The 19,195-nt window shown below is 37.7% G+C and carries 15 protein-coding genes and 1 other annotated feature; of the genes, 5 read left to right on the top strand and 10 right to left on the bottom strand.

All coding sequences use genetic code 11. The annotated features are described in order from the left end of the window. Positions 1 to 106: 106 nt before the first annotated feature. From NIZ91_04020 to mecA, 3 genes are all read right to left on the bottom strand, one after another. The gene (locus NIZ91_04020) at positions 107 to 1,294 is read right to left on the bottom strand and encodes a competence protein CoiA family protein (protein ID USY55832.1); all 1,188 of its coding nucleotides are present in this window, start codon (positions 1,292 to 1,294) and stop codon (positions 107 to 109) included. Positions 1,295 to 1,394: 100 nt separating this feature from the next. Further along, positions 1,395 to 2,888: a cardiolipin synthase gene (gene cls / locus NIZ91_04015; protein ID USY57085.1), complete on the bottom strand. Its 1,494-nt coding sequence runs from the start codon at positions 2,886 to 2,888 to the stop codon at positions 1,395 to 1,397. A 104-nt stretch (positions 2,889 to 2,992) separates the two neighbouring features. Continuing rightward, on the bottom strand, positions 2,993 to 3,676 hold the full coding sequence (gene mecA / locus NIZ91_04010) for an adaptor protein MecA (GenBank protein USY55831.1): 684 nt from the start codon (positions 3,674 to 3,676) through the stop codon (positions 2,993 to 2,995). Between the two features lie 331 nt (positions 3,677 to 4,007). Here mecA and NIZ91_04005 point away from each other — a divergent pair, with 331 nt between their 5' ends. Then, positions 4,008 to 4,670: a TerC family protein gene (locus NIZ91_04005; GenBank protein USY55830.1), complete on the top strand. Its 663-nt coding sequence runs from the start codon at positions 4,008 to 4,010 to the stop codon at positions 4,668 to 4,670. Positions 4,671 to 4,739: 69 nt separating this feature from the next. Here NIZ91_04005 and spxA read toward each other — a convergent pair whose 3' ends face one another. Continuing rightward, the gene (spxA, locus tag NIZ91_04000) at positions 4,740 to 5,138 is read right to left on the bottom strand and encodes a transcriptional regulator SpxA (protein ID USY55829.1); all 399 of its coding nucleotides are present in this window, start codon (positions 5,136 to 5,138) and stop codon (positions 4,740 to 4,742) included. Positions 5,139 to 5,698: 560 nt separating this feature from the next. Here spxA and NIZ91_03995 point away from each other — a divergent pair. The 3 genes from NIZ91_03995 (at position 5,699) to NIZ91_03985 (ending at position 10,726) form a co-directional block, all read left to right on the top strand. Further along, positions 5,699 to 6,922 carry an efflux RND transporter periplasmic adaptor subunit gene (locus NIZ91_03995; GenBank protein USY55828.1) on the top strand — a complete coding sequence of 408 codons (1,224 nt, stop codon included), beginning with the start codon at positions 5,699 to 5,701 and terminating at the stop codon, positions 6,920 to 6,922. After that, complete coding sequence (locus NIZ91_03990) at positions 6,909 to 9,998, top strand: efflux RND transporter permease subunit (protein USY55827.1); 3,090 nt, start codon at positions 6,909 to 6,911, stop codon at positions 9,996 to 9,998. Before NIZ91_03995 ends, NIZ91_03990 begins: the two co-directional genes overlap by 14 nt. 152 nt (positions 9,999 to 10,150) lie before the next feature. After that, positions 10,151 to 10,726 (top strand): GNAT family N-acetyltransferase, encoded by a 576-nt coding sequence (locus NIZ91_03985; protein ID USY57084.1) that lies wholly within the window; start codon positions 10,151 to 10,153, stop codon positions 10,724 to 10,726. Positions 10,727 to 10,985: 259 nt separating this feature from the next. Here NIZ91_03985 and NIZ91_03980 read toward each other — a convergent pair whose 3' ends face one another. The 5 genes from NIZ91_03980 to NIZ91_03960 all read right to left on the bottom strand — a co-directional run bounded on the left by NIZ91_03980 (position 10,986) and on the right by NIZ91_03960 (position 16,585). After that, positions 10,986 to 11,903: an ATP-binding cassette domain-containing protein gene (locus NIZ91_03980; protein ID USY55826.1), complete on the bottom strand. Its 918-nt coding sequence runs from the start codon at positions 11,901 to 11,903 to the stop codon at positions 10,986 to 10,988. A gap of 1 nt (position 11,904) precedes the next feature. Next, entirely contained in the window at positions 11,905 to 12,984 is a 1,080-nt protein-coding gene (locus tag NIZ91_03975) for an ABC transporter ATP-binding protein (protein USY55825.1), read from the bottom strand. 4 nt (positions 12,985 to 12,988) lie between these two features. After that, positions 12,989 to 13,906 carry an ABC transporter permease gene (locus tag NIZ91_03970; GenBank protein USY55824.1) on the bottom strand — a complete coding sequence of 306 codons (918 nt, stop codon included), beginning with the start codon at positions 13,904 to 13,906 and terminating at the stop codon, positions 12,989 to 12,991. Between the two features lie 6 nt (positions 13,907 to 13,912). Continuing rightward, a complete protein-coding gene (locus tag NIZ91_03965; GenBank protein ID USY55823.1) occupies positions 13,913 to 14,848 on the bottom strand; it encodes an ABC transporter permease in 936 nt (311 codons plus the stop codon). A 96-nt stretch (positions 14,849 to 14,944) separates the two neighbouring features. After that, the gene (locus NIZ91_03960; GenBank protein USY55822.1) at positions 14,945 to 16,585 is read right to left on the bottom strand and encodes a peptide ABC transporter substrate-binding protein; all 1,641 of its coding nucleotides are present in this window, start codon (positions 16,583 to 16,585) and stop codon (positions 14,945 to 14,947) included. Positions 16,586 to 17,121: 536 nt separating this feature from the next. Next, positions 17,122 to 17,320, top strand: a binding site (T-box leader). A 56-nt stretch (positions 17,321 to 17,376) separates the two neighbouring features. Here NIZ91_03960 and trpS point away from each other — a divergent pair. After that, positions 17,377 to 18,363 carry a tryptophan--tRNA ligase gene (trpS, locus tag NIZ91_03955; GenBank protein USY55821.1) on the top strand — a complete coding sequence of 329 codons (987 nt, stop codon included), beginning with the start codon at positions 17,377 to 17,379 and terminating at the stop codon, positions 18,361 to 18,363. 44 nt (positions 18,364 to 18,407) lie between these two features. Here the strand turns inward: trpS and NIZ91_03950 are convergent, their stop codons facing one another. Beyond that, on the bottom strand, positions 18,408 to 19,157 hold the full coding sequence (locus tag NIZ91_03950; GenBank protein ID USY55820.1) for a YjbA family protein: 750 nt from the start codon (positions 19,155 to 19,157) through the stop codon (positions 18,408 to 18,410). Positions 19,158 to 19,195: the final 38 nt, after the last annotated feature.

Raw genomic sequence — 19,195 nt, 5'->3', positions numbered from 1 at the left:
CTATACAAAAGACGAATCCTTTTTTTATTGTATGTGGCTTTTCAAAAATTAGTCAGCTTGTAAGCACGCCTAAACAGAGTTTCTATTTAAGCGTACTTATTTTCTACTAACGTGTCACTTCTTTTGCTTGGTCTAACCATTTTTTCATTAATAACCCATCTTCCAAAAAAGCATCAGAGCTGAGCAAAGGAACTGTATAGCCTCTTTCAATTCGATAAGAATCATGCGTAACAGGAGAAAGTAAACCTAGCTTGCATAATACTTCGACATACTCTAGCAGTGGCTTTTCAATTGTAGAATGCATAAAAGGAACGGAGCGTACTTTAATAAGCTTTTGGCGAACCCTAGCACTAAACTGCATATATATCTGCTTTAGGTTCACTATTTCTCCCACTTTTTTTACGTGCATAATATCAAGCAAGAGCCAAGCTTGCCATATTACTGCAGGTGTTTCAAGCATAAAAGCAGAAGGTATTGGAAAACCAGCTTCAGAAGGAAAATGAGTGGGTGGAATTTGAAGAGTATAGAGCTTTTCTAAAAAGTGCTTATGTTGTAAGCCTGGATATAGCATGTACGTCGTGCGGAAATTCCTTTTTTTCTGAATCCACCCTTCATGATAAGAAGGAGACGTATGCAAAGTAAGCCATTCTGAAAATGTATGGGAATTAGGCGTGAAAATTTTCAATTCAGCAAAAGCAATTTGGGAGGAAAACGGAATGATATGCTCAAGTTTGATTAACTCATTTGTGAAGGGTGAAAAATAATAAAGCGTTGGCGATTGTTCACTGATAGTGAGGTACTGCCATTCTTGAGGAGATAGGCGAAAAAGTGAGGCACCTAAGCGCTTTAATCGCTTTGCCCCCATTACCCAAAAAGGATAGTAACCTTGCGATTTATACCCATTCGTCCGTTGAACGAACGCTTCAGTAGACAATGAAGCACACTGAAATTCTAGTGCATAAGCTGTTTTTCCAACTTCAACAAACAAATCGGGACGTTGTTGAAGTTGAGGCAAATAGTGCTCTAACTGAGCTGAGGTATGAGTTTTCAGCCAACGAAATAACTGCAGCTTTCCCGTTACGTGATAATCGCTCTCTCCTTCCTGATCAACTGTACACTCTTTTTTACGATGTGCAAAATGGGAACAGCGCTTTATTCCTACGCGAAGCATAACGGATTCATTACAAGCTGGACAATAAAAATCCCCCGTTTTTTGCAAGCGCCGCAGCTCTGCCTCTGTAAAGCCACTGGCTAATGAAACTAAACGATTATGGTCTGTTTTTGCGACGAGCAATAATTAACACTCCTTCCTTATTGGGTTCTTACTGTTATTCGTTAGCCTTTAGTAAATTCCTCCTTTTCTCAAAAAAAAGCTACCTTGTTAGGTAGCTTTCTTAGAGTAAAGGTGATAGTAAACGAGATGTTGACTCAAAAATTCTTTGCAAAATGGGGCGCTTTTGAAATTGATCTAAATGAAGTGCCGAAGACACCTCCAAGTCTTGCATATACTCATAAACAAGCTTTTGAGTACTTGCTGTTTTATAAAGAAAGGCATTTACTTCAAAGTTCAAATGAAAGCTTCGCATATCCATGTTGGCAGTGCCAATCGATGCAATTTCTTTATCCACAATTACAATTTTACTGTGCATGAAGCCTTTTTCGTACTCATATACTTTCACTCCTGCTGCTAGTAGTTCTGGAAAGTAAGAGCGTGAAGCGTGAAAAACGATTTTTTTATCAGGTTTTTTTGGTACAAGCAACCTAACATCTACTCCACTAAGCGCTGCTACTTTCAATGCTGTGAATATATCTTCATCAGGAATAAAATATGGTGATGCAATCCAAATGGACTCTCGAGCTGACGTAATCATCGAGAAGAATAAATGTTTAATGACTTCCCACTCTCGGTCAGGACCTCCAGCAATCATTTGAACTCCACCGCAGCTTTCTTCATCGACATCAATTAAGTCGGGTGACAGATACGTTTGGGTTAGTAGCGTTTGACCCGTCATATAATACCAGTCTTGCAAGAAAATTAGTTGTAAAGAGCGCACCGCTTCACCGCGAACCTGCAGATGCGTATCACGCCAAAAGCCAAAGTGTCGGCTCTGACCAAGATATTCATCCCCAATATTTAATCCTCCGACAAATCCAATCGTTCCGTCTATCACCACAATTTTACGGTGATTTCGAAAGTTAATTTTATTATTTAACAACGGCAAGCGCACAGGTAAAAATGGGACCATTTCTATGCCTGCTTCTCGCATTTCGTGAATGTAGTGCTTAGAAAGCTTAAAGCTTCCAACTGCGTCGTACAAGAAGCGCACATAAATGCCTTCTTGTACTTTTTTAATCAAAATATCCTTAATTTTTTGCCCTAGATCGTCATGCCTAACAATGTAATATTCCATATGAATATGGTGACGTGCATGCTGTAAGGCTTCCAGTATTTCGTCAAATGTTTCGTCACCATTCGTGAGTGCTCGTGTATCAGACGCAAATGAAACCGGAGCTTTCCCTAGCTGAGTAGCCAACGTTAATAACTGTTTACGCTTTTCACCAAAGCGTTCAACTTGTTCGTCGAAGATTGAAGAATCCCTTTCCATCTTCAATAAAACCTGCTCATCTAGCTTCGCTTTTTTTGCAAACAATCGTCGCTTTCGAATGTTTCGTCCAAAGAGTAGATAAAAGAAAAAGCCGACAACAGGAAAGCTGCCTAAAACGACAAGCCACGTTAACGTTTGAGTTGGATGACGGTTTTCAAGCGAAATAACCAATCCAATAAAGATTACGCTAATTGTAATGAGCAAACTCAAAATCCCAATAATTTGACCACTCAAATATTCTTTTGTCAAAACAAGAACGACAACAAGACCTGCAATAAACACAAGTAGCTGTAAACGATTTTTCAATTTTATTCACCTATCCTACGAATGAACATGCTGTTCGTTCATAATAAAGACCGATTTCACATACATGAAATCGGCCACTTTTATCTTAACGGAAAATGAGCCTTTAATTGTTCTAATGCGTTATCGCTCATTAACTGCTTTCCATATTCCATTAAACGGTGCACAGTTAAATGAGACTCGTTTCCATACTCTAAAATGATGCTCAATATATTATCAATCTCAGTGACGAAGTCTTCATCATCTGTAAATTCTACATATAAATAATATTTGCCTTCAAACACATACATATGGTTGATTAGCTCATCTAATTCTAGATGGTGGCTTAACATGATTAAATCTTCTAAGTCACGGAAACGAGCTACAAAATGCAGGCCTTCATCTTCAATGACATCCTCTTCAAGCTCATTCTTTTTCTTTTGGTTCGCTTGATGCTGATCCAACAGCGCTTCAACTTTTCCGTCTACAGGGATATCGATTTTATCATTTTCGCCAACTGGTACTTCGAACTTTTGACCATCTTTTGAAATTTGAGCTCTTGTTACAATAACTTCTAAGCCTTTTTCAAGTGCATGTACCTGAATCCAAAGCGGACCTTCTGCTACGAACTCTTCTTCTTGATGAATTTCATCCATCATCTCCCAAAACAGTTCCTCGCTTCGTTCTCTGCTAAACCAAATTTCATTTCGGTCAAATCCTCGTTCTTCAATATCAACGTATGTGACAAAGAATTTTACCGTATTTTCATTAATGCGTTCGATTTCCATTATCATCTCTCCCTTCGGAAAAATCAGTGAAGGCAATACGGTCTTTCTTTCTCATTACCTTAACGTAATAAGGACTATTTTCCTTTATGTTAAAGCAATACTACATGGACTTTACAAATTTGTAAAGTATTCTAACTCCACGTGAACAAGCATAGAATCTTTCTGTACACCTCATATATCTATTCTATGATAAAATCCTATGGAAGGGAAATAAAACACTCTGCTAACCATGCGAGCCTGCGGTTTTGCTATCGTCTTTAATGTGATACGACTGAAGGCTCAATACTGTGTAATAGTACAAACTATTACATAAATCGGGGGGCGACGTATATTGGACTTGGAATTACTCACCTCCATCCTACTCATTATCGGTATTGATATCGTACTAGGTGGAGACAATGCAATTGTAATTGCCCTTGCTAGCCGAAACCTCCCAGAGAAACAGCGCAACAAAGCAATCGTTCTTGGTACAGGGCTAGCTGTTGTAGTTCGTATTTTACTTACTATTTTAGCTGTTTATTTATTAACTATTCCTTATTTACAACTAATTGGTGGAATTTTATTAGTAGTCATTGCATTTAAGCTGCTCATTTCGAATGAAGACGACTCCTCCACTATCAAAGCAAGTGCTACATTAGGCGCAGCTGTTCGTACCATTGTATTTGCTGACCTTGTCATGGGCTTAGATAACGTCATCGCCGTAGCTGGTGCAGCTCATGGAAACATTTTACTCGTTATTATTGGCCTTTTCGTTTCTGTTCCTATTATTGTATGGGGAAGTAAGCTTATCCTATACTTAATGGAACGTTTTCCTCTACTTATTTATGGTGGAGCGGGTATTCTAGCTTACACAGCCGGAAATATGATTCGACATGAAAAGAACCTACACGATTTCTTTGCCAATAATTATACGCTTGATACATCAATTCCAGCGATCACTGTCATCTTAGTCTTAGCGAGCGGACTATTAATTAATAAATTCCGCTCACAATAAGCATAATATAGGAACAAGAAAGCCTTCATGTATAACATGAAGGCTTTTATATTATATCTAACGTTCTACTTAACCATTAACAAGGCGTTGAGCTTCACGAAGTTGGAATGTACGAACTTTACGAGGTAAGAAACGGCGAATTTCATCTTCGTTATATCCAACTTGAAGACGCTTTTCATCAATGATGATTGGGCGACGTAATAAACCTGGGTTTTGTTGAATTAACTCATATAAATCTTGAAGAGGCATTGCGTCTACTTGAACATCTAACTTTTGGAATGTTTTAGAACGCGTTGAAATAATTTCATCCGTTCCATCTTCAGTCATTCGTAAGATTTGTTTAATTTCATCAATTGATAAAGGCTCTGAAAAGATATTTCGTTCTACATATGCAATTTCATTTTCTTCTAACCATGCTTTCGCTTTTCGACAAGACGTACAACTTGGTGATGTATATAATGTAACCATTTAATCCTTCACTCCTTCTATCATAATCGGTCATAATGGGCAAAAACCTTAGCTTTAAGTTGTTTTGCTTTATACTAACATCGTGCTGTTTTATAAAAAATTAACGATTGTAAATAGTTAATGACTGATAATGAAAATCGATATTATTTTATAATTACTTTAAATAAGATAATATCTATTTTGCATTATACTACAATTTTTATTGAAATGGTATCCTTATTTTATTGTGCAAAACCATTTTTAAAATCTGTCATTAATTATTTACCACATTACTAATACGTTCAAACCTCGAATTAAGTTTCAAATTTTTTATTTGTTCACTTTTTTGTCAAACTTTTATTTGTTTCCTTTCGCAATGTAGATCATAGATTTGGATTTTTTGTTACATAAGCACCTTATGACGCGAAATAATAGAAGGATATGTGTATATTAAAAGATAGGTATTCGTCAATCTTTGCATGACTTTTGTCAAAAAGAATCATAATTTTATAAGAAATAACATGCAAACCGAGACGTGTAGTTTATTATGACGAAATTTAGGCCAACGAGGTGATTTACACATGAAAATCTTGCAGCTTAGCGCTGTGGCAACTGTTTTATTATTAGCAGCTTGTGCTCCGCAAGAAATTACTACTGAAGATACGAAAGATAACGTACCGGTAGTAGAAACAGCAAAAGTTTCAAAAAGTGACTTAGTCAACACCACTGAACTATCGGGAATAGCGATGCCTTCAAAACAAGTCCCTATTCTAACAGCAAATCCCTTAAACGTAGAAAAAGTTCATGTTAAAGTAGGTGATACTGTCCAAAAAGGTGATCTGCTCGTGTCTTTAGATGCTTCAGAAGCAACTAAACAACTTAATGAAGCTAGACAAGCAGCTGCTGATATTGATAAAGCAGTTAAAGAAGCGGAAGCCAAGGCTATCCCTGACCAATCACAGGAACTTCAACAGGCTCAAAAAGAGCTTGAGGCCTCAATGAACAAATCAGAATCTTTATTAGAAGAAGCGCAAAGCGGAGATGTATCCTCTTCTGATTTAGTACAAAGTGGACTTGAAGTTTCATTAAAGCAAGCAAAGTTAGCTCAAAAGTCGCTGTCACAAATTTCATTAACTCCTGATATGCTTCCGCAGTTAAAGCAACAAAAACAGCAAGCAAATCAAGCAGTTGCCCAGGCTGAACAGATTGTTGCATCTACTCGATTAACCGCTCCAATAAGCGGAACAATTGCGGATGTCAGTGCTGTTGAAAATGGAATTGCGGCTCCTAATACTCCACTGATGACGGTCATCGATCAATCAAACGTGGATGCTACCTTTCAAGTTAACAGCTATCAAGTATCACAATTAAAAGCTGGAAACCCAATTAAACTTACATTTGACGGAGTAACCCAAGAATTTACTAGTACGATTTCAACTGTGTCTCCTACCGCTGATCCTGAAACTGGACTTTTTACAGTAAAAGCACCTATTGAAAATGCAAAGAACCAAGTAAAAGGTGGTATGAAAGCAACCGGTGAAGTAACGATTGATTCTTTATCAGATGCATTAGTCATTCCATCCAGCGCTATTTCCTACGATGAAGAACAAGCGTATGTATACATTGTTAATGGAAAAAAAGCGGTTAAAACACCTATCACATTAGGGTTTACAAATGATGATCAGTACCAAGTTGTCGATGGTTTAAAAGCCAATGATATCGTTGTTACTGATGGAAAAGACCAGATACAAGACGGCAATGAAGTAAAGCAACGAGCGAGTGAAGAACAAGATGAAAATAGTTAAGCTATCAGTTCTTCGCCCTGTTGCCATGTCAATGGTTCTTGTTCTTCTTCTCATCCTTGGCGGCGTTAGTGGAAGAAATATGCCCGTTGATTTATTTCCTGAGTTAACTTTCCCTGTAGCTGCTGTGACCGCTACATATGACGGAGCGGGACCAAAAGAAATTGAAAACCTGCTTGCAGAACCACTTGAAAGTTCGATGAGTACGCTTCCTAATGTTGAAAGCGTACGATCTGTCTCTCAAAATGGTGGCGTACTCGTGCTTGTTTCGTTTACCTGGGGAACCGATATGAACTTCGCTACGTTAAATATGCGCGAGCGGATCGACATGGCGCGCGAAGCTTTACCTGAAGGTGCTTCCCTACCGCGAGTCATGCGATTTGATCCAAGTGATTTACCAATTGTTCAACTCTCACTAACAAGTGAAAGCGAGCAAAGCCTTGAAGATTTAAAACGAATTGCAGAAGAAGATATTAAAGCTGCTCTAGATGGAGCTGATGGCGTTGCATCCGTTACGGTATCGGGCGGAGCTGAAAAAGAAATTTTACTAACACTTGATCAGCAAAAGATGTCCTCTTATAACTTAACCTTGCAAGATCTTCAACAAATCATCGGATCAGAAAACTTAAATTTACCGGCTGGTAATGTTCAAGATCAAAATCAAAACTTACCAATAAGGATTACAGGGCAATTTACTTCAATTGAAGATATCAAAGAGCTTCCAATTCCTACACAATCCGGTGTTATTAAGCTCGAAAACTTAGCGGAGATAAAAGAAGATTATGCAGAATCCGACCAACTCAGCTATTTAAATGGAAAAGAAGCTGTAGGAATCTCGGTTTTAAAGCAATCAGGCGCAAATACAGTTTCCGTAGCAAACGAAATTGATAATAGATTGAAAGAGCTAAACAAAACGCTTCCTGAAGGAATAAAAATAGATACAATTTTGGATCAAAGTGACTTTATTAATCAGTCCATTAAATCCGTATCATCCAATATGATTGTTGGAAGCATTTTAGCATCTATTATCCTGTATCTATTTCTACGAAATCTTCGTAGTACAATTATTATTGGCCTTGCGATTCCCCTTTCAATTGTCACGACCTTTGTATTTATGTATTTTAGCGGTCAGACCCTTAACTTACTGACATTAGGTGGACTGGCTCTTGGAATTGGGATGATGGTAGATAACGCTATCGTTATTCTTGAAAATATTTTCCGGCTTCGAAAACAAGGATTATCAAAAAAGGATGCGGCCATTCAAGGGACAAATCAAGTTGGAACAGCTATTATTGCTTCTACTCTAACAACAGTTGTTGTCTTTTTGCCAATTGTATTCGTAGATGGACTGGCTGCACAGCTCTTTAAACCGTTAGCTTTAGTCATAAGCTTTTCATTGCTTGCATCTTTATTTACAGCTTTAATTATTGTACCGCTGTTTTCTTCACTGTTCCTTAAATTAACAACACGTGAAAAAGAACAAAGAGATACAGACGGAAAGTTGTTTGGTAAAGTAAAACATTTTTATAAACAAAGATTAGATACCGCTTTACGCCATCCGAAGAAAACAGTTGGTGCAGTCTTACTTCTATTTGCTTTATCCTTTGCAGGAATTCCTTTTATCGGAACAGAATTCCTTCCTGCTCAAGATCAAAGTACGGTTTCCGTTACAGCTAAGCTACCTCAAGGAACAGCCTTAGAAGCAACCTATGAGAAAACGGAAGAGATTAATGAAGTTCTTAAAGGTATTCCAGAGGTTAACTTATCATCCGTTACCGTAGGTGGGTCGAATAACTTTTCTGGCTCCGCTGGGTCCAATACCAATCAAGCTACGTATAATATTTTATTAAAGCCTATAGGTGAGCGAAATCGTTCAGATAAAGAAGTTGCGGATGAAATCCGCAATAAGCTTAAAGACATCCCAAGCGTTGATGCAACCGTATCAGCAAGTGACGGAGGCTTTACGGGTGACCCAATTTCTCTTGAAATCTCAGGTCCTGATCTCGATGAGTTAGTTCGAATCTCAGATCAAACTGTTGATATTTTATCGAAAATTGATGGGGTTAGAGAACCGGAGTCAAGCTATAACGATGGTAACCCTGAAGTTGTGATTTCAATCAATCGTGATAAAGCATCGCAGTATGGAATTGGAAGCGCACAAATCTCAAACGCAATCTCAGAAGCTACACAAGGCGTTGTGGCTAGTCAACTTGCACGTGACGGCAAAGAGCTAAACGTCCGTTTATTAATTGATCGCAAAGATACAGCGTCAACATCTGACTTAGAAAATTTATTGATTAAATCGCCAACTGGTTCAACAGTTCCTCTAAAGGCAGTTGCTGATATATCTAGAGGACAAGGTCCATCGCAAATTACGCGTGAAGATCGCTTGCGAGAAATTCGCGTGACAGCTGATATTATTGGACGTGACCTTGGCAGTATTACAGATGACATTGAAAAGCAGCTAAAAAGCGAAATTTCATTACCGAATAAACAATATAAAATTGTATTTGGTGGTCAAAATGAACAAATGAATGATGCTTTTTATAAACTTTCACTAGCATTAGCTCTAGCGGTTGTACTTGTTTATATGGTCATGGCCGGTCAGTTTGAGTCCTTCTTGTACCCATTTATCATTATGTTTTCCGTTCCTTTAACTTTTATTGGAATTATAAGTGGATTACTGATTACCAATCAACCTTTAGGCGTAGGCTCTTTAATTGGAATTTTGATTTTGACAGGTATTGTTGTAAACAACGCGATTGTGTTGGTCGATTATTTACAGCAGCTTCGTAAAGAAGGATACGAATTAAAAGAAGCGATTTTACTTGCAGGCCCAACGAGGCTTCGTCCTATTTTAATGACAACACTTACGACGATTATCGGTCTAATTCCTCTTACATTAGGTATTGGGGAAGGAACAGAATTACAGCAGCCAATGGCGATTGTCATTGTGTTTGGACTAAGCTTTGCGACTGTTATTACGCTAATTTTCATTCCAGTCATTTACTACCTGGTTGAAAAGCGAAAGCTGAAAAAGAAAGCAAAAAAAGAACAAAATTTGATTGAGGAAGGCTAACCTTCTACTCTTAAACCACTCATTCTGATGACTAACAACTTAGTCACCGTTATGAGTGGTTTTTCTATTTATATTGTCGTTTATTTTAAAGAAAAACGGGTAACTCTAAAAAGAAAACAAAGTGAGTCACTTAATCCCAAAGGAGCGGTATGATGAATTGGTATGAAAAGTTAAGTCAATACTTTCCTATAGAAGAAATGAAATCAAAGAAGCATTTAGAGCTATTACTAAGTGAGCAAAGTGAGATTTACAACAAAGACGAAGGTCCTCACCACGTCTTGATGTATGTCGAGACAGATGAATTTATCTTTGTTGACTACTTATTTGTGTCAAAAGATGCACGAGGGCAAGGTTTAGGTGGAAAGTTAATCAATAAGCTGAAAGATCACCACAAGCCTATTATCTTAGAAGTTGAGCCTGTCGATTATGCGGATTCAGACACTGAAAAACGTCTTCACTTCTATAAAAGAGAAGGCTTTAAGCACGCGACTTCTATTGGCTACAAACGTCGATCTCTAGCGACAAACGAAGTCAACCAGATGGAAATTCTCTACTGGTCTCCCTCTGAAGAAAGCGAAGAAAGCATTTTAAATAGCATGAAAAAAACGTATGAATTAATTCACACTTACAAGGATAAAGAAATTTACGGAGAAAAATATCAACCTGTTGAAGAAGTGTTAGTGTTAGATAAAAACCGTCAAGATGCAGATATTCTATCTGAGCTGTAATTTTTTTAAAAGGGAACTATATAACTATTGTTCCCTTTTTATATTTATACAAGAAAACAGAATAAACAGTCGAATAAACCGAGATAAAAAGAAGAAGAAAATGCATAAAGAAAGCGCTATTATAAATTTCTGAAAATTTATAATAGTATTTAAATCTACTTTCATGTATAATACTTTTAAAGTAAGATGTCAGAGTATGTAACATAATTTCCTTATCTTATACAAGTAGAAAAAACGACCTCTTGTGAGATCGTTTTTATCAACTCGTATATTTAGCAAACTCAGTTTGTGAGCAAGATACGTAGTGCCCTGGTGATACTTCGCGAAGTTCAGGTTCTTCACCATCATAATTATGAATACTTGGATCATATACTTGGCGCAGGCGCGTACGCTCACTATCTGGATCCGGCAATGGAATTGCTGACAGCAATGCTTTTGTATAAGGATGAATTGGGTTGCGGTATAGCTCTTCGCTTGTCGCAAGCTCTACAATTTTGCCTTGATACATTACGCCGATACGATCGCTAATGTACTTTACCATTGAAAGGTCATGGGCGATAAATAAGTATGTTAATCCACGTTCACGCTGTAGCTTCTTCATTAAGTTAACAACCTGAGCTTGAATTGATACGTCAAGTGCTGAGATTGGCTCATCCGCAATAATGAAGTCTGGTTCAACAGCTAACGCGCGAGCAATTCCAATCCTTTGGCGTTGTCCACCACTAAATTCATGAGGATAGCGGTTTGCATGTTCTCGGTTTAACCCTACTGTTTCAAGAAGCGCTTGAACTTTTTTCATACGCTCTTCTTTACTTGTTGCTAAACCGTGAATATCAATTCCTTCTGCAATAATGTCAGCTACCGTCATACGCGGATTTAGTGATGCATATGGATCTTGGAAAATCATTTGCATTTTACGGTTGAATTTCTTTAATTCTGATTTTGACTTACGACCGTGAACATTTTCACCGTTAAATAGCACTTCACCATCCGTTGCGTTATAAAGGCGAATAATAGTACGACCTGTTGTTGATTTACCACAACCAGACTCTCCTACAAGACCTAATGTTTCACCTTTGTAGATGTCGAATGTCAGACCATCAACAGCCTTAATCGTCCCTTTTGATGTTGGAAAGTGCTGCTTTAAATTTTTAATTTCGAGTAACTTTTCAGCCATCTTATTCACCTTCCTTTCCGGATAAAACTGGTTTTGTATAAGTCCCTTTAACCGGACGCATACGGTTTACCACAGATGCTGGTGGTTCTACCTTTGGCGCGTCTGGATGTAATAACCATGTTTTCGCATAGTGTGTATCTGATACTTGAAACATTGGTGGTTCTTGCTCAAAATCAATTTTCATCGCATATGGATTACGCGGAGCAAACGCATCACCTTTTGGTGGGTTAGTTAAATCTGGTGGTGTCCCTGGAATCGCAGCTAGCTCTTCTTTTGTATCGCTGTCAAGGCTAGGCATTGATGCAAGTAGTCCCCATGTATAAGGATGCTGTGGGTTATAGAATACTTCATCCACTGTACCCGTCTCGACGATTTGACCAGCATACATAACAGCAACGCGATCTGCAACGTTAGCCACTACTCCTAAGTCATGCGTAATGAAAATAATAGATGTATTTGTTTTCTTTTGAATTTCTTTCATTAACTCTAAAATTTGAGCTTGAATTGTTACGTCAAGAGCTGTTGTTGGCTCATCGGCAATTAATAGCTTTGGATCTGATGCCAATGCCATTGCAATTACAACACGCTGCCTCATACCACCACTGAACTCATGAGGATATTGGTTAACACGCTGGTTTGGGAACGGTATACCAACAAGCTTTAATAGCTCAATTGCACGCTCTTTTGCTTGTGCTTTGGACATCTTAGAATGCTTAACAAGCACTTCAGAGATTTGACTACCAACTTTCATTGTTGGGTTTAAAGATGTCATCGGGTCTTGGAAAATCATCCCGATATCTTTCCCGCGGATTGCTTCCATCTGTTTATCTGTTTTCTGTACAAGATCGACACCGTCAAATAAAATTTGACCTTTATTAATTCGGCCTGGTGGCATTGGAATAAGGCGCATAATTGTTTGTGATGTTACACTTTTTCCTGAGCCCGACTCACCTACAATTGCGAGCGTTTCACCTTTATTTAAGTGGAAGTTAACACCTCGCACAGCTTTAACTTCTCCACCGTATGTTTGGAATGAAACTTCCAAATCTTTTACATCTAATAAACGTGACATAGGTTTCACTTCCTTACTTACGTAGTTTTGGATCTAATGCATCGCGCAGTCCGTCACCAATTACGTTAAATGCTAAGATTGTTAAGCAGATAAACGTTGCTGGGAAGAATAAACGCCATGGATAGTATTCTAATGCTGGTAATCCATCAGAAGCCATTGTTCCCCAACTTGCAAGAGGTGCAGGAACACCTAGTCCTAAATAACTTAAGAAAGCTTCTGTAAAAATTGCTGATGGAATTGTTAACGTCATTGTTACCAAAATTGGTCCCATCGAGTTTGGAATTAAGTGCTTAAATAAAATTCGTTTTGTATCTGCTCCAAGCGTTTGAGCTGCCATCACGTACTCTTGGTTTTTCAACTGTAGTACTTGTCCACGAACGATACGTGCCATGTTAATCCATCCAGTGATGGTCATCGCAAGAATCATTGTACCTAAACCTTGCTCTAATACAACCATTAAAAGAATAACAAGAAGCAAATATGGAACACCGTATAAAATATCTGCAAAACGCATCATTGCTTCATCTGTACGTCCACCGCGATATCCAGAAATACTTCCCCAAATAACACCGATGAATAAATCAATTAAAGCCGCAGATAAACCGATAAATAACGAGATACGCGCACCTTCCCATGTTCTTGTAAACACATCACGACCAAGGTCATCTGTTCCAAACCAATGTTCTGATGAAGGTGGTTGGTTCGTATTCATTAAGTCATTTGTTTTGTAATCATAAGGCGTCATCATCGGCCCGAAAATTGCCATGAATACTAATAAGGCTAGTAATATAACACCAAACATCGCTAATTTATTTTCTCGAAAGCGCAAGCCTACATCTTTCCAAAATGATAAACTTGGCTTTGAAATCTTCTCTGCTTCGTTTGCATCAACTGATGCTGGTTCAAACATATTTTTTGGAATTTGTTGCATCGCTCGTTACGCTCCTTTCTTTCCGCCGCTTAGCTTAATACGTGGATCAATTAATCCGTATAGGATATCAACGATTAAAACAGACGCTAATAATAAGATACTATAGAAGACCGTTACGCCCATGATAACCGTGTAGTCACGGTTTGTAATGCTTGTTACGAAGTGAAGGCCTAAGCCTGGAATACCAAAGATTTTTTCAATAACGAAACTTCCTGTTAAAATACCTGCTGTCAGTGGTCCAATGTAAGAAACAACTGGTAGCATAGCGTTTCGCATTGCATGCTTCACCGTAATAACTGATTTACTTAAACCTTTTGCTTTTGCTGTTCGAATATAATCATTACTCAGAACTTCAAGCATACTGGAACGCGTTAACCTTGCGATGAACGCCATTGGAGTAGATGCTAAAGCGAGGGCTGGCAAAAATGTATGTGCCCATGATTCCCAACGCGCAACCGGAAAAATCCCTAATTTCATAGCCAGGAAATATTGTAATGCTGTTGCCATGATAAAGCTTGGTACCGATATTCCAAGCACTGCAATAATCATCGCCGTGTAGTCCTGCCATTTATTATGTTTTAAAGCCGAAATGACTCCTAACAGCACTCCAAGTGCAAGCGCTAATAAAATAGCTTCCATTCCTAGCATAAAAGAAACTGGAAAACCGTTGCTAATTAGATCATTAACTGTTTGACCTTTGTATTTAAACGATGGTCCGAAATCAAGGGTTGCAACAGATTTTAGATAGTCGAAGTATTGAACATATAGTGGTTGATCAAACCCGTAGAATTCATTTAGGTTTGCTTGAATTTCTGGTGGAAGCTTTTTCTCTGCTGAGAATGGTCCCCCAGGTGCTGCTCTCATTAAGAAGAACGTTGCTGAAACAATAAGGAAAAGCGATAGGAACATGTACAACAAACGTTTACTAATATATTTAAGCATCGACAAACACCTCCATAATTTAACATTTTTCGCTCTTTAAACAGAAAAGTATATGGGGGTAAGGAATCACCCCCATATACTTGTGAAAACTAGTTATTACTCAAAGTGAGCCCATTTTAACTGGATATCACCTGTAGATAGTACAACAACATCTTTTAAGCTTTCATCTTGAACCCAAGAATCAGTATAGTAATAGATTGGTGCCGCTGGCATTTCATCCATTAAGATTTTTTCTGCTTGTTTTAAGATGTCTAAGCGTTTCTCAACGTCTGTTTCACCGCGAGAAGCATCAATTAGCTTTTTATACTCTGCATTTTCCCAGAACGTATCGTTGTTTCCACCGTCTTTATCTTTGAACATTTCTAAGAATGTAATTGGATCGTTGAAGTCACCAATCCAGCCCATACGTCCAACTTGATAGTTACCTTTTTGTAACTCATCAATGTATACGTTCCACTCTTGGTTATTTAGTTCAACTTTTATACCTAAGTTTTTGCTCCACATATCTTGGATTGCTTGTGCAATCTTTTGGTGGCCTTCATCAGTATTATAAGAAACCTTAATTGCAGGTAATTCAGACATACCTAGTTCTTTTAAACCTTCGTCAAGAAGTTTTTTCGCTTCTTTAACATCAGCATCTTTGAATAGTTCGTTCTTTTCATCACCATATGCTTGTGGTGGAACCATTGCTAATGCTGGAACTTGCTCAGCTTTTGTAACGTTTTCTACAATCGCTTTACGATCAATTGCGTAAGTTAATGCCTTACGAACTTTTGCATTACTTAAAGCTTTTTCTTGAGTGTTAAACTTGTACATGTAAGTACCCGTTTTCACTTCAATATTCAGGTTACCTTTTTCTTTTAACTGAGGAATTGCATCAGTAGGTAATGTACCTAATGGACTACCAGCCCAATCAAGTTCACCTTTATCAAACATTGAAAGTCCAGTATTTGGATCGTTAATCATATACATATTGATTTTTTCAAGTTTTACTGTGTCTTTATCCCAGTAAGTGTCGTTTGCTTCTAATACGATTTCATCGTTGTGCTTCCACTCAGTCATTTTGAATGGTCCGTTTGATACGTAGTTCTCACCAGCATCTGTGTACCATTTGTCGTTTGCTTCAGCAACTTTTTTGTTAACAGGGAAGTACGTATAGAATGCTGTTAACTCTAAGAAATATGGAGTTACGTGATCTAACGTTACCTCTAAAGTTTTATCATCTACGACTTTAACACCGACATCATCGATGCTTCCTTCACCTTTGTGTGCTGCTTCTCCACCTTTTAAGTAGTACATCATTTCAGCATATTGTGATTCGTTCTTAGCATCTAAAACCCATTTCCAAGCATATTCGAAATCTTGTGCTGTTACAGGGTCACCGTTTGTCCATTTTGCATCTTCACGGATTTTGAATGTGTAAGTTAATTTATCCTCACTTACATCGATTGACTCTGCCATTGCTTCTGTAGGCTTCCCGTCTTTATCTAAACGAGTTAAACCTTCAAATGTTTGACGTAATACGTTACCAGATACGCTATCGTTTGCTAAACCTGGATTTAAAGAGAATGGTTCTGTGTTAATGTTTACGCGAAGTGCTTGCTCTTTTGAGCCGTCGCCACTTCCACCTTCTTTGTCTTTGCTGCTACCAGAATCGCTACCGCCGAATCCACACGCAGCCAAGAAAAGACTCATTACCAGCAGCATGCTGAAAAGAATGGATAATCTTTTCTTCATTGAATCTTACCCCCCATTGGAATTGTATGACTGACAAACATAATTTTTAATCATTTTTCAATACAAAATAGTCAGAAAGTTTTTCACCTGGTAGAGCATTAAAGCCCCTGTAGCAAAAAGAATGCCTTAATTCTTAAAACGGTGGTACATGCGTTTATATGTATGCCATTTAGTAAGAAAAGACGTGCTACTTAGTTGTAATAAAACATTTTCTATTTTATATTTTCTGAAAAATTAAGATATTGTAATATCTTTGTAAAAAATATGTTTGTTACGCCTATTATAAATATTTTAAAAATTTATTGCAATACTATTATTTACTGGTATTTTTTTGCTACACCCTACAAAAGCCGGTTTTATGAGGATTATGACTTCTTGTCAGACATCTAAAATCTTTTTTGTAGAATAGATATTGCAATAATGTTACAAAAAATATAGCATAAAATGATTTACTTGCAAATGTTTTTTTTTAGGATTTCGGTTTAATTTTTTTAAAAATCGCGTTATAATGGACTACAAACTGAAAAATTTCATACTGTAAAGCGATGAAAAAGAATAGTACATAGTTCCTTCATTTTTAGAGAGTTTGTGGTTGGTGTAAACAAACAGTGAAGCCTATGGAATGGACTTTGGAGCTTTCAAGTGCAAAGCTTGAACGCTAATTGGCGTTATGTAAATGAAGATGATTACTTTGTAATCTAATTAGGGTGGTACCACGGTTTATGCGTCCCTAGCTCCGGCTAGGCTTGCATAAACCTTTTTTATTTTCAAAAAAAGAAAGGAAGTACGCTATGCAAACTATTTTTTCAGGCATACAGCCAAGCGGTACAATTACACTAGGAAACTATATCGGAGCAATGAAACAATTTGTCGAGCTACAAGATGACTATAACTGTCATTTTTGTATTGTTGACCAGCATGCCATTACAGTACCGCAAGATAGACTCGCTCTACGAAAAAATATTCGTAGCCTGGCTGCGCTTTACATTGCAGTTGGTATCGATCCAACAAAGTCAACGCTGTTTATTCAATCAGAAGTTCCAGCTCACACTGAAGCGGGATGGATGCTTCAATGCGTTGCTTATATCGGTGAGCTTGAGCGCATGACGCAGTTCAAAGATAAATCTGCTGGAAAAGAAGCTGTTTCAGCAGGATTATTAACTTACCCACCTTTGATGGCAGCCGATATCTTACTATACAAAACAGATCTAGTACCTGTTGGTGAGGACCAGAAGCAGCATTTAGAATTAACGCGCGACTTAGCTGAACGCTTCAACAAAAAATACAATGATATCTTTACAATTCCTGAAGTGCGCATTCCGAAGGTAGGAGCGCGTGTGATGTCTCTTCAAGAACCAACGAAAAAAATGAGTAAATCAGATCCAAACCAAAAAGCGTTCATTACCATTCTGGATGAGCCAAAAGTTATTGAAAAGAAAATTAAAAGTGCTGTTACGGATTCAGAAGGCATCGTACGTTTTGACAAAGAAAACAAGCCTGGAATTTCAAACTTAATGAGTATTTATTCAATCCTTGGAAATGTATCGATTGAGGAAATCGAAAGAATGTATGATGGAAAAGGATACGGTGACTTTAAAGCGGACACAGCAAAAGTTGTTGTAGAAGCACTTGCACCGATTCAGCAGCGTTACTATGAACTAATTGATTCAGAAGAGTTAGACCAGATACTAGATGCTGGTGCTGAAAAAGCGAATTTCGTAGCTAATAAAATGTTGCGTAAAATGCGCAATGCTATGGGACTAGGACGCAAACGATAAAACACATGATAAAAAAGCTGTGCAGGAAAACCTGCACAGCTTTTTTAATTTACTTTTGGCTCTTGCTCAATTTCCCAAAGCTTTTCAAAGAAAGGTTGTCCTTTAATTAGATGCTCACATAATTGCCTGTGCTTTGATGACCATCCTCGCTTTGTTTCTTCATAGAGCTTGGACCAGACGTCTTCAAATGACATAATTTGAATTTCTTCGTATTCCGTTGGATTCCACTCTGTATACCAATAGCGAATTTGAGCTGTGTTTTTCGTTGTATGTAATTGATCTAATGCCATAAACAACAGCTGTTTTAACTGACGCTCTTTTCGAGTTAACCCACTCATTGTTACAGGTGATGGCGATAAAATATGATATTCTTTGCCCACCAATTCAGATTCTGTAAATTTATAATCGATTACTTCTTGATCAGCAATCATTTCATACACCAGCTGTTCCTGTCTTGGAATAAGCCTGCTTTTACGAATTGGAATTTGATACCCCATTGTATCTACTGCCAGGATATTCGTTCCATCTGTTACAATAAAGCAATACTCTACTTGCGTACGCTCATGATTTTTCCGAATATAAGCTTTTTGATAAACATCTTGTAGTAACTGTTGAGGTAATTCGGAAAGATCATTTTCAATATAACTGAATAATAAAGGACTTACTTTTAACAACGGCGCTTGATCTAGCAACTCCACACAATCATCTTTTCGCCATTCATGAAAATGACAAACATTGTAACCATTTTCTTCGCCTTCAAACCAATTAACCCATACATCATGAAGATATAGCATTTTTTACCCCTCACTTACTAACTGTTTGTTACCCCTCA

The organism is Bacillus sp. 1780r2a1 (genome assembly GCA_024134725.1).
In the GTDB taxonomy this organism is placed as follows: Bacteria; Bacillota; Bacilli; order Bacillales; family Bacillaceae_H; genus Priestia; species Priestia aryabhattai_A.
This window is presented reverse-complemented; position numbering and strand designations above follow the sequence as displayed.

What these genes read in the sequence shown, in the direction of transcription:
- spxA (USY55829.1), bottom strand. Translation starts at nt 5,138, where the DNA reads ATGGTTACATTATATACATCACCAAGTTGTACGTCTTGTCGAAAAGCG.
- NIZ91_03985 (USY57084.1), top strand. Translation starts at nt 10,151, where the DNA reads ATGAATTGGTATGAAAAGTTAAGTCAATACTTTCCTATAGAAGAAATG.
- NIZ91_03980 (USY55826.1), bottom strand. Translation starts at nt 11,903, where the DNA reads ATGGCTGAAAAGTTACTCGAAATTAAAAATTTAAAGCAGCACTTTCCA.
- NIZ91_03970 (USY55824.1), bottom strand. Translation starts at nt 13,906, where the DNA reads ATGCAACAAATTCCAAAAAATATGTTTGAACCAGCATCAGTTGATGCA.
- NIZ91_03950 (USY55820.1), bottom strand. Translation starts at nt 19,157, where the DNA reads ATGCTATATCTTCATGATGTATGGGTTAATTGGTTTGAAGGCGAAGAA.
- NIZ91_03960 (USY55822.1), bottom strand. Translation starts at nt 16,585, where the DNA reads ATGAAGAAAAGATTATCCATTCTTTTCAGCATGCTGCTGGTAATGAGT.
- NIZ91_03990 (USY55827.1), top strand. Translation starts at nt 6,909, where the DNA reads ATGAAAATAGTTAAGCTATCAGTTCTTCGCCCTGTTGCCATGTCAATG.
- mecA (USY55831.1), bottom strand. Translation starts at nt 3,676, where the DNA reads ATGGAAATCGAACGCATTAATGAAAATACGGTAAAATTCTTTGTCACA.
- trpS (USY55821.1), top strand. Translation starts at nt 17,377, where the DNA reads ATGCAAACTATTTTTTCAGGCATACAGCCAAGCGGTACAATTACACTA.
- NIZ91_03995 (USY55828.1), top strand. Translation starts at nt 5,699, where the DNA reads ATGAAAATCTTGCAGCTTAGCGCTGTGGCAACTGTTTTATTATTAGCA.
- NIZ91_03965 (USY55823.1), bottom strand. Translation starts at nt 14,848, where the DNA reads ATGCTTAAATATATTAGTAAACGTTTGTTGTACATGTTCCTATCGCTT.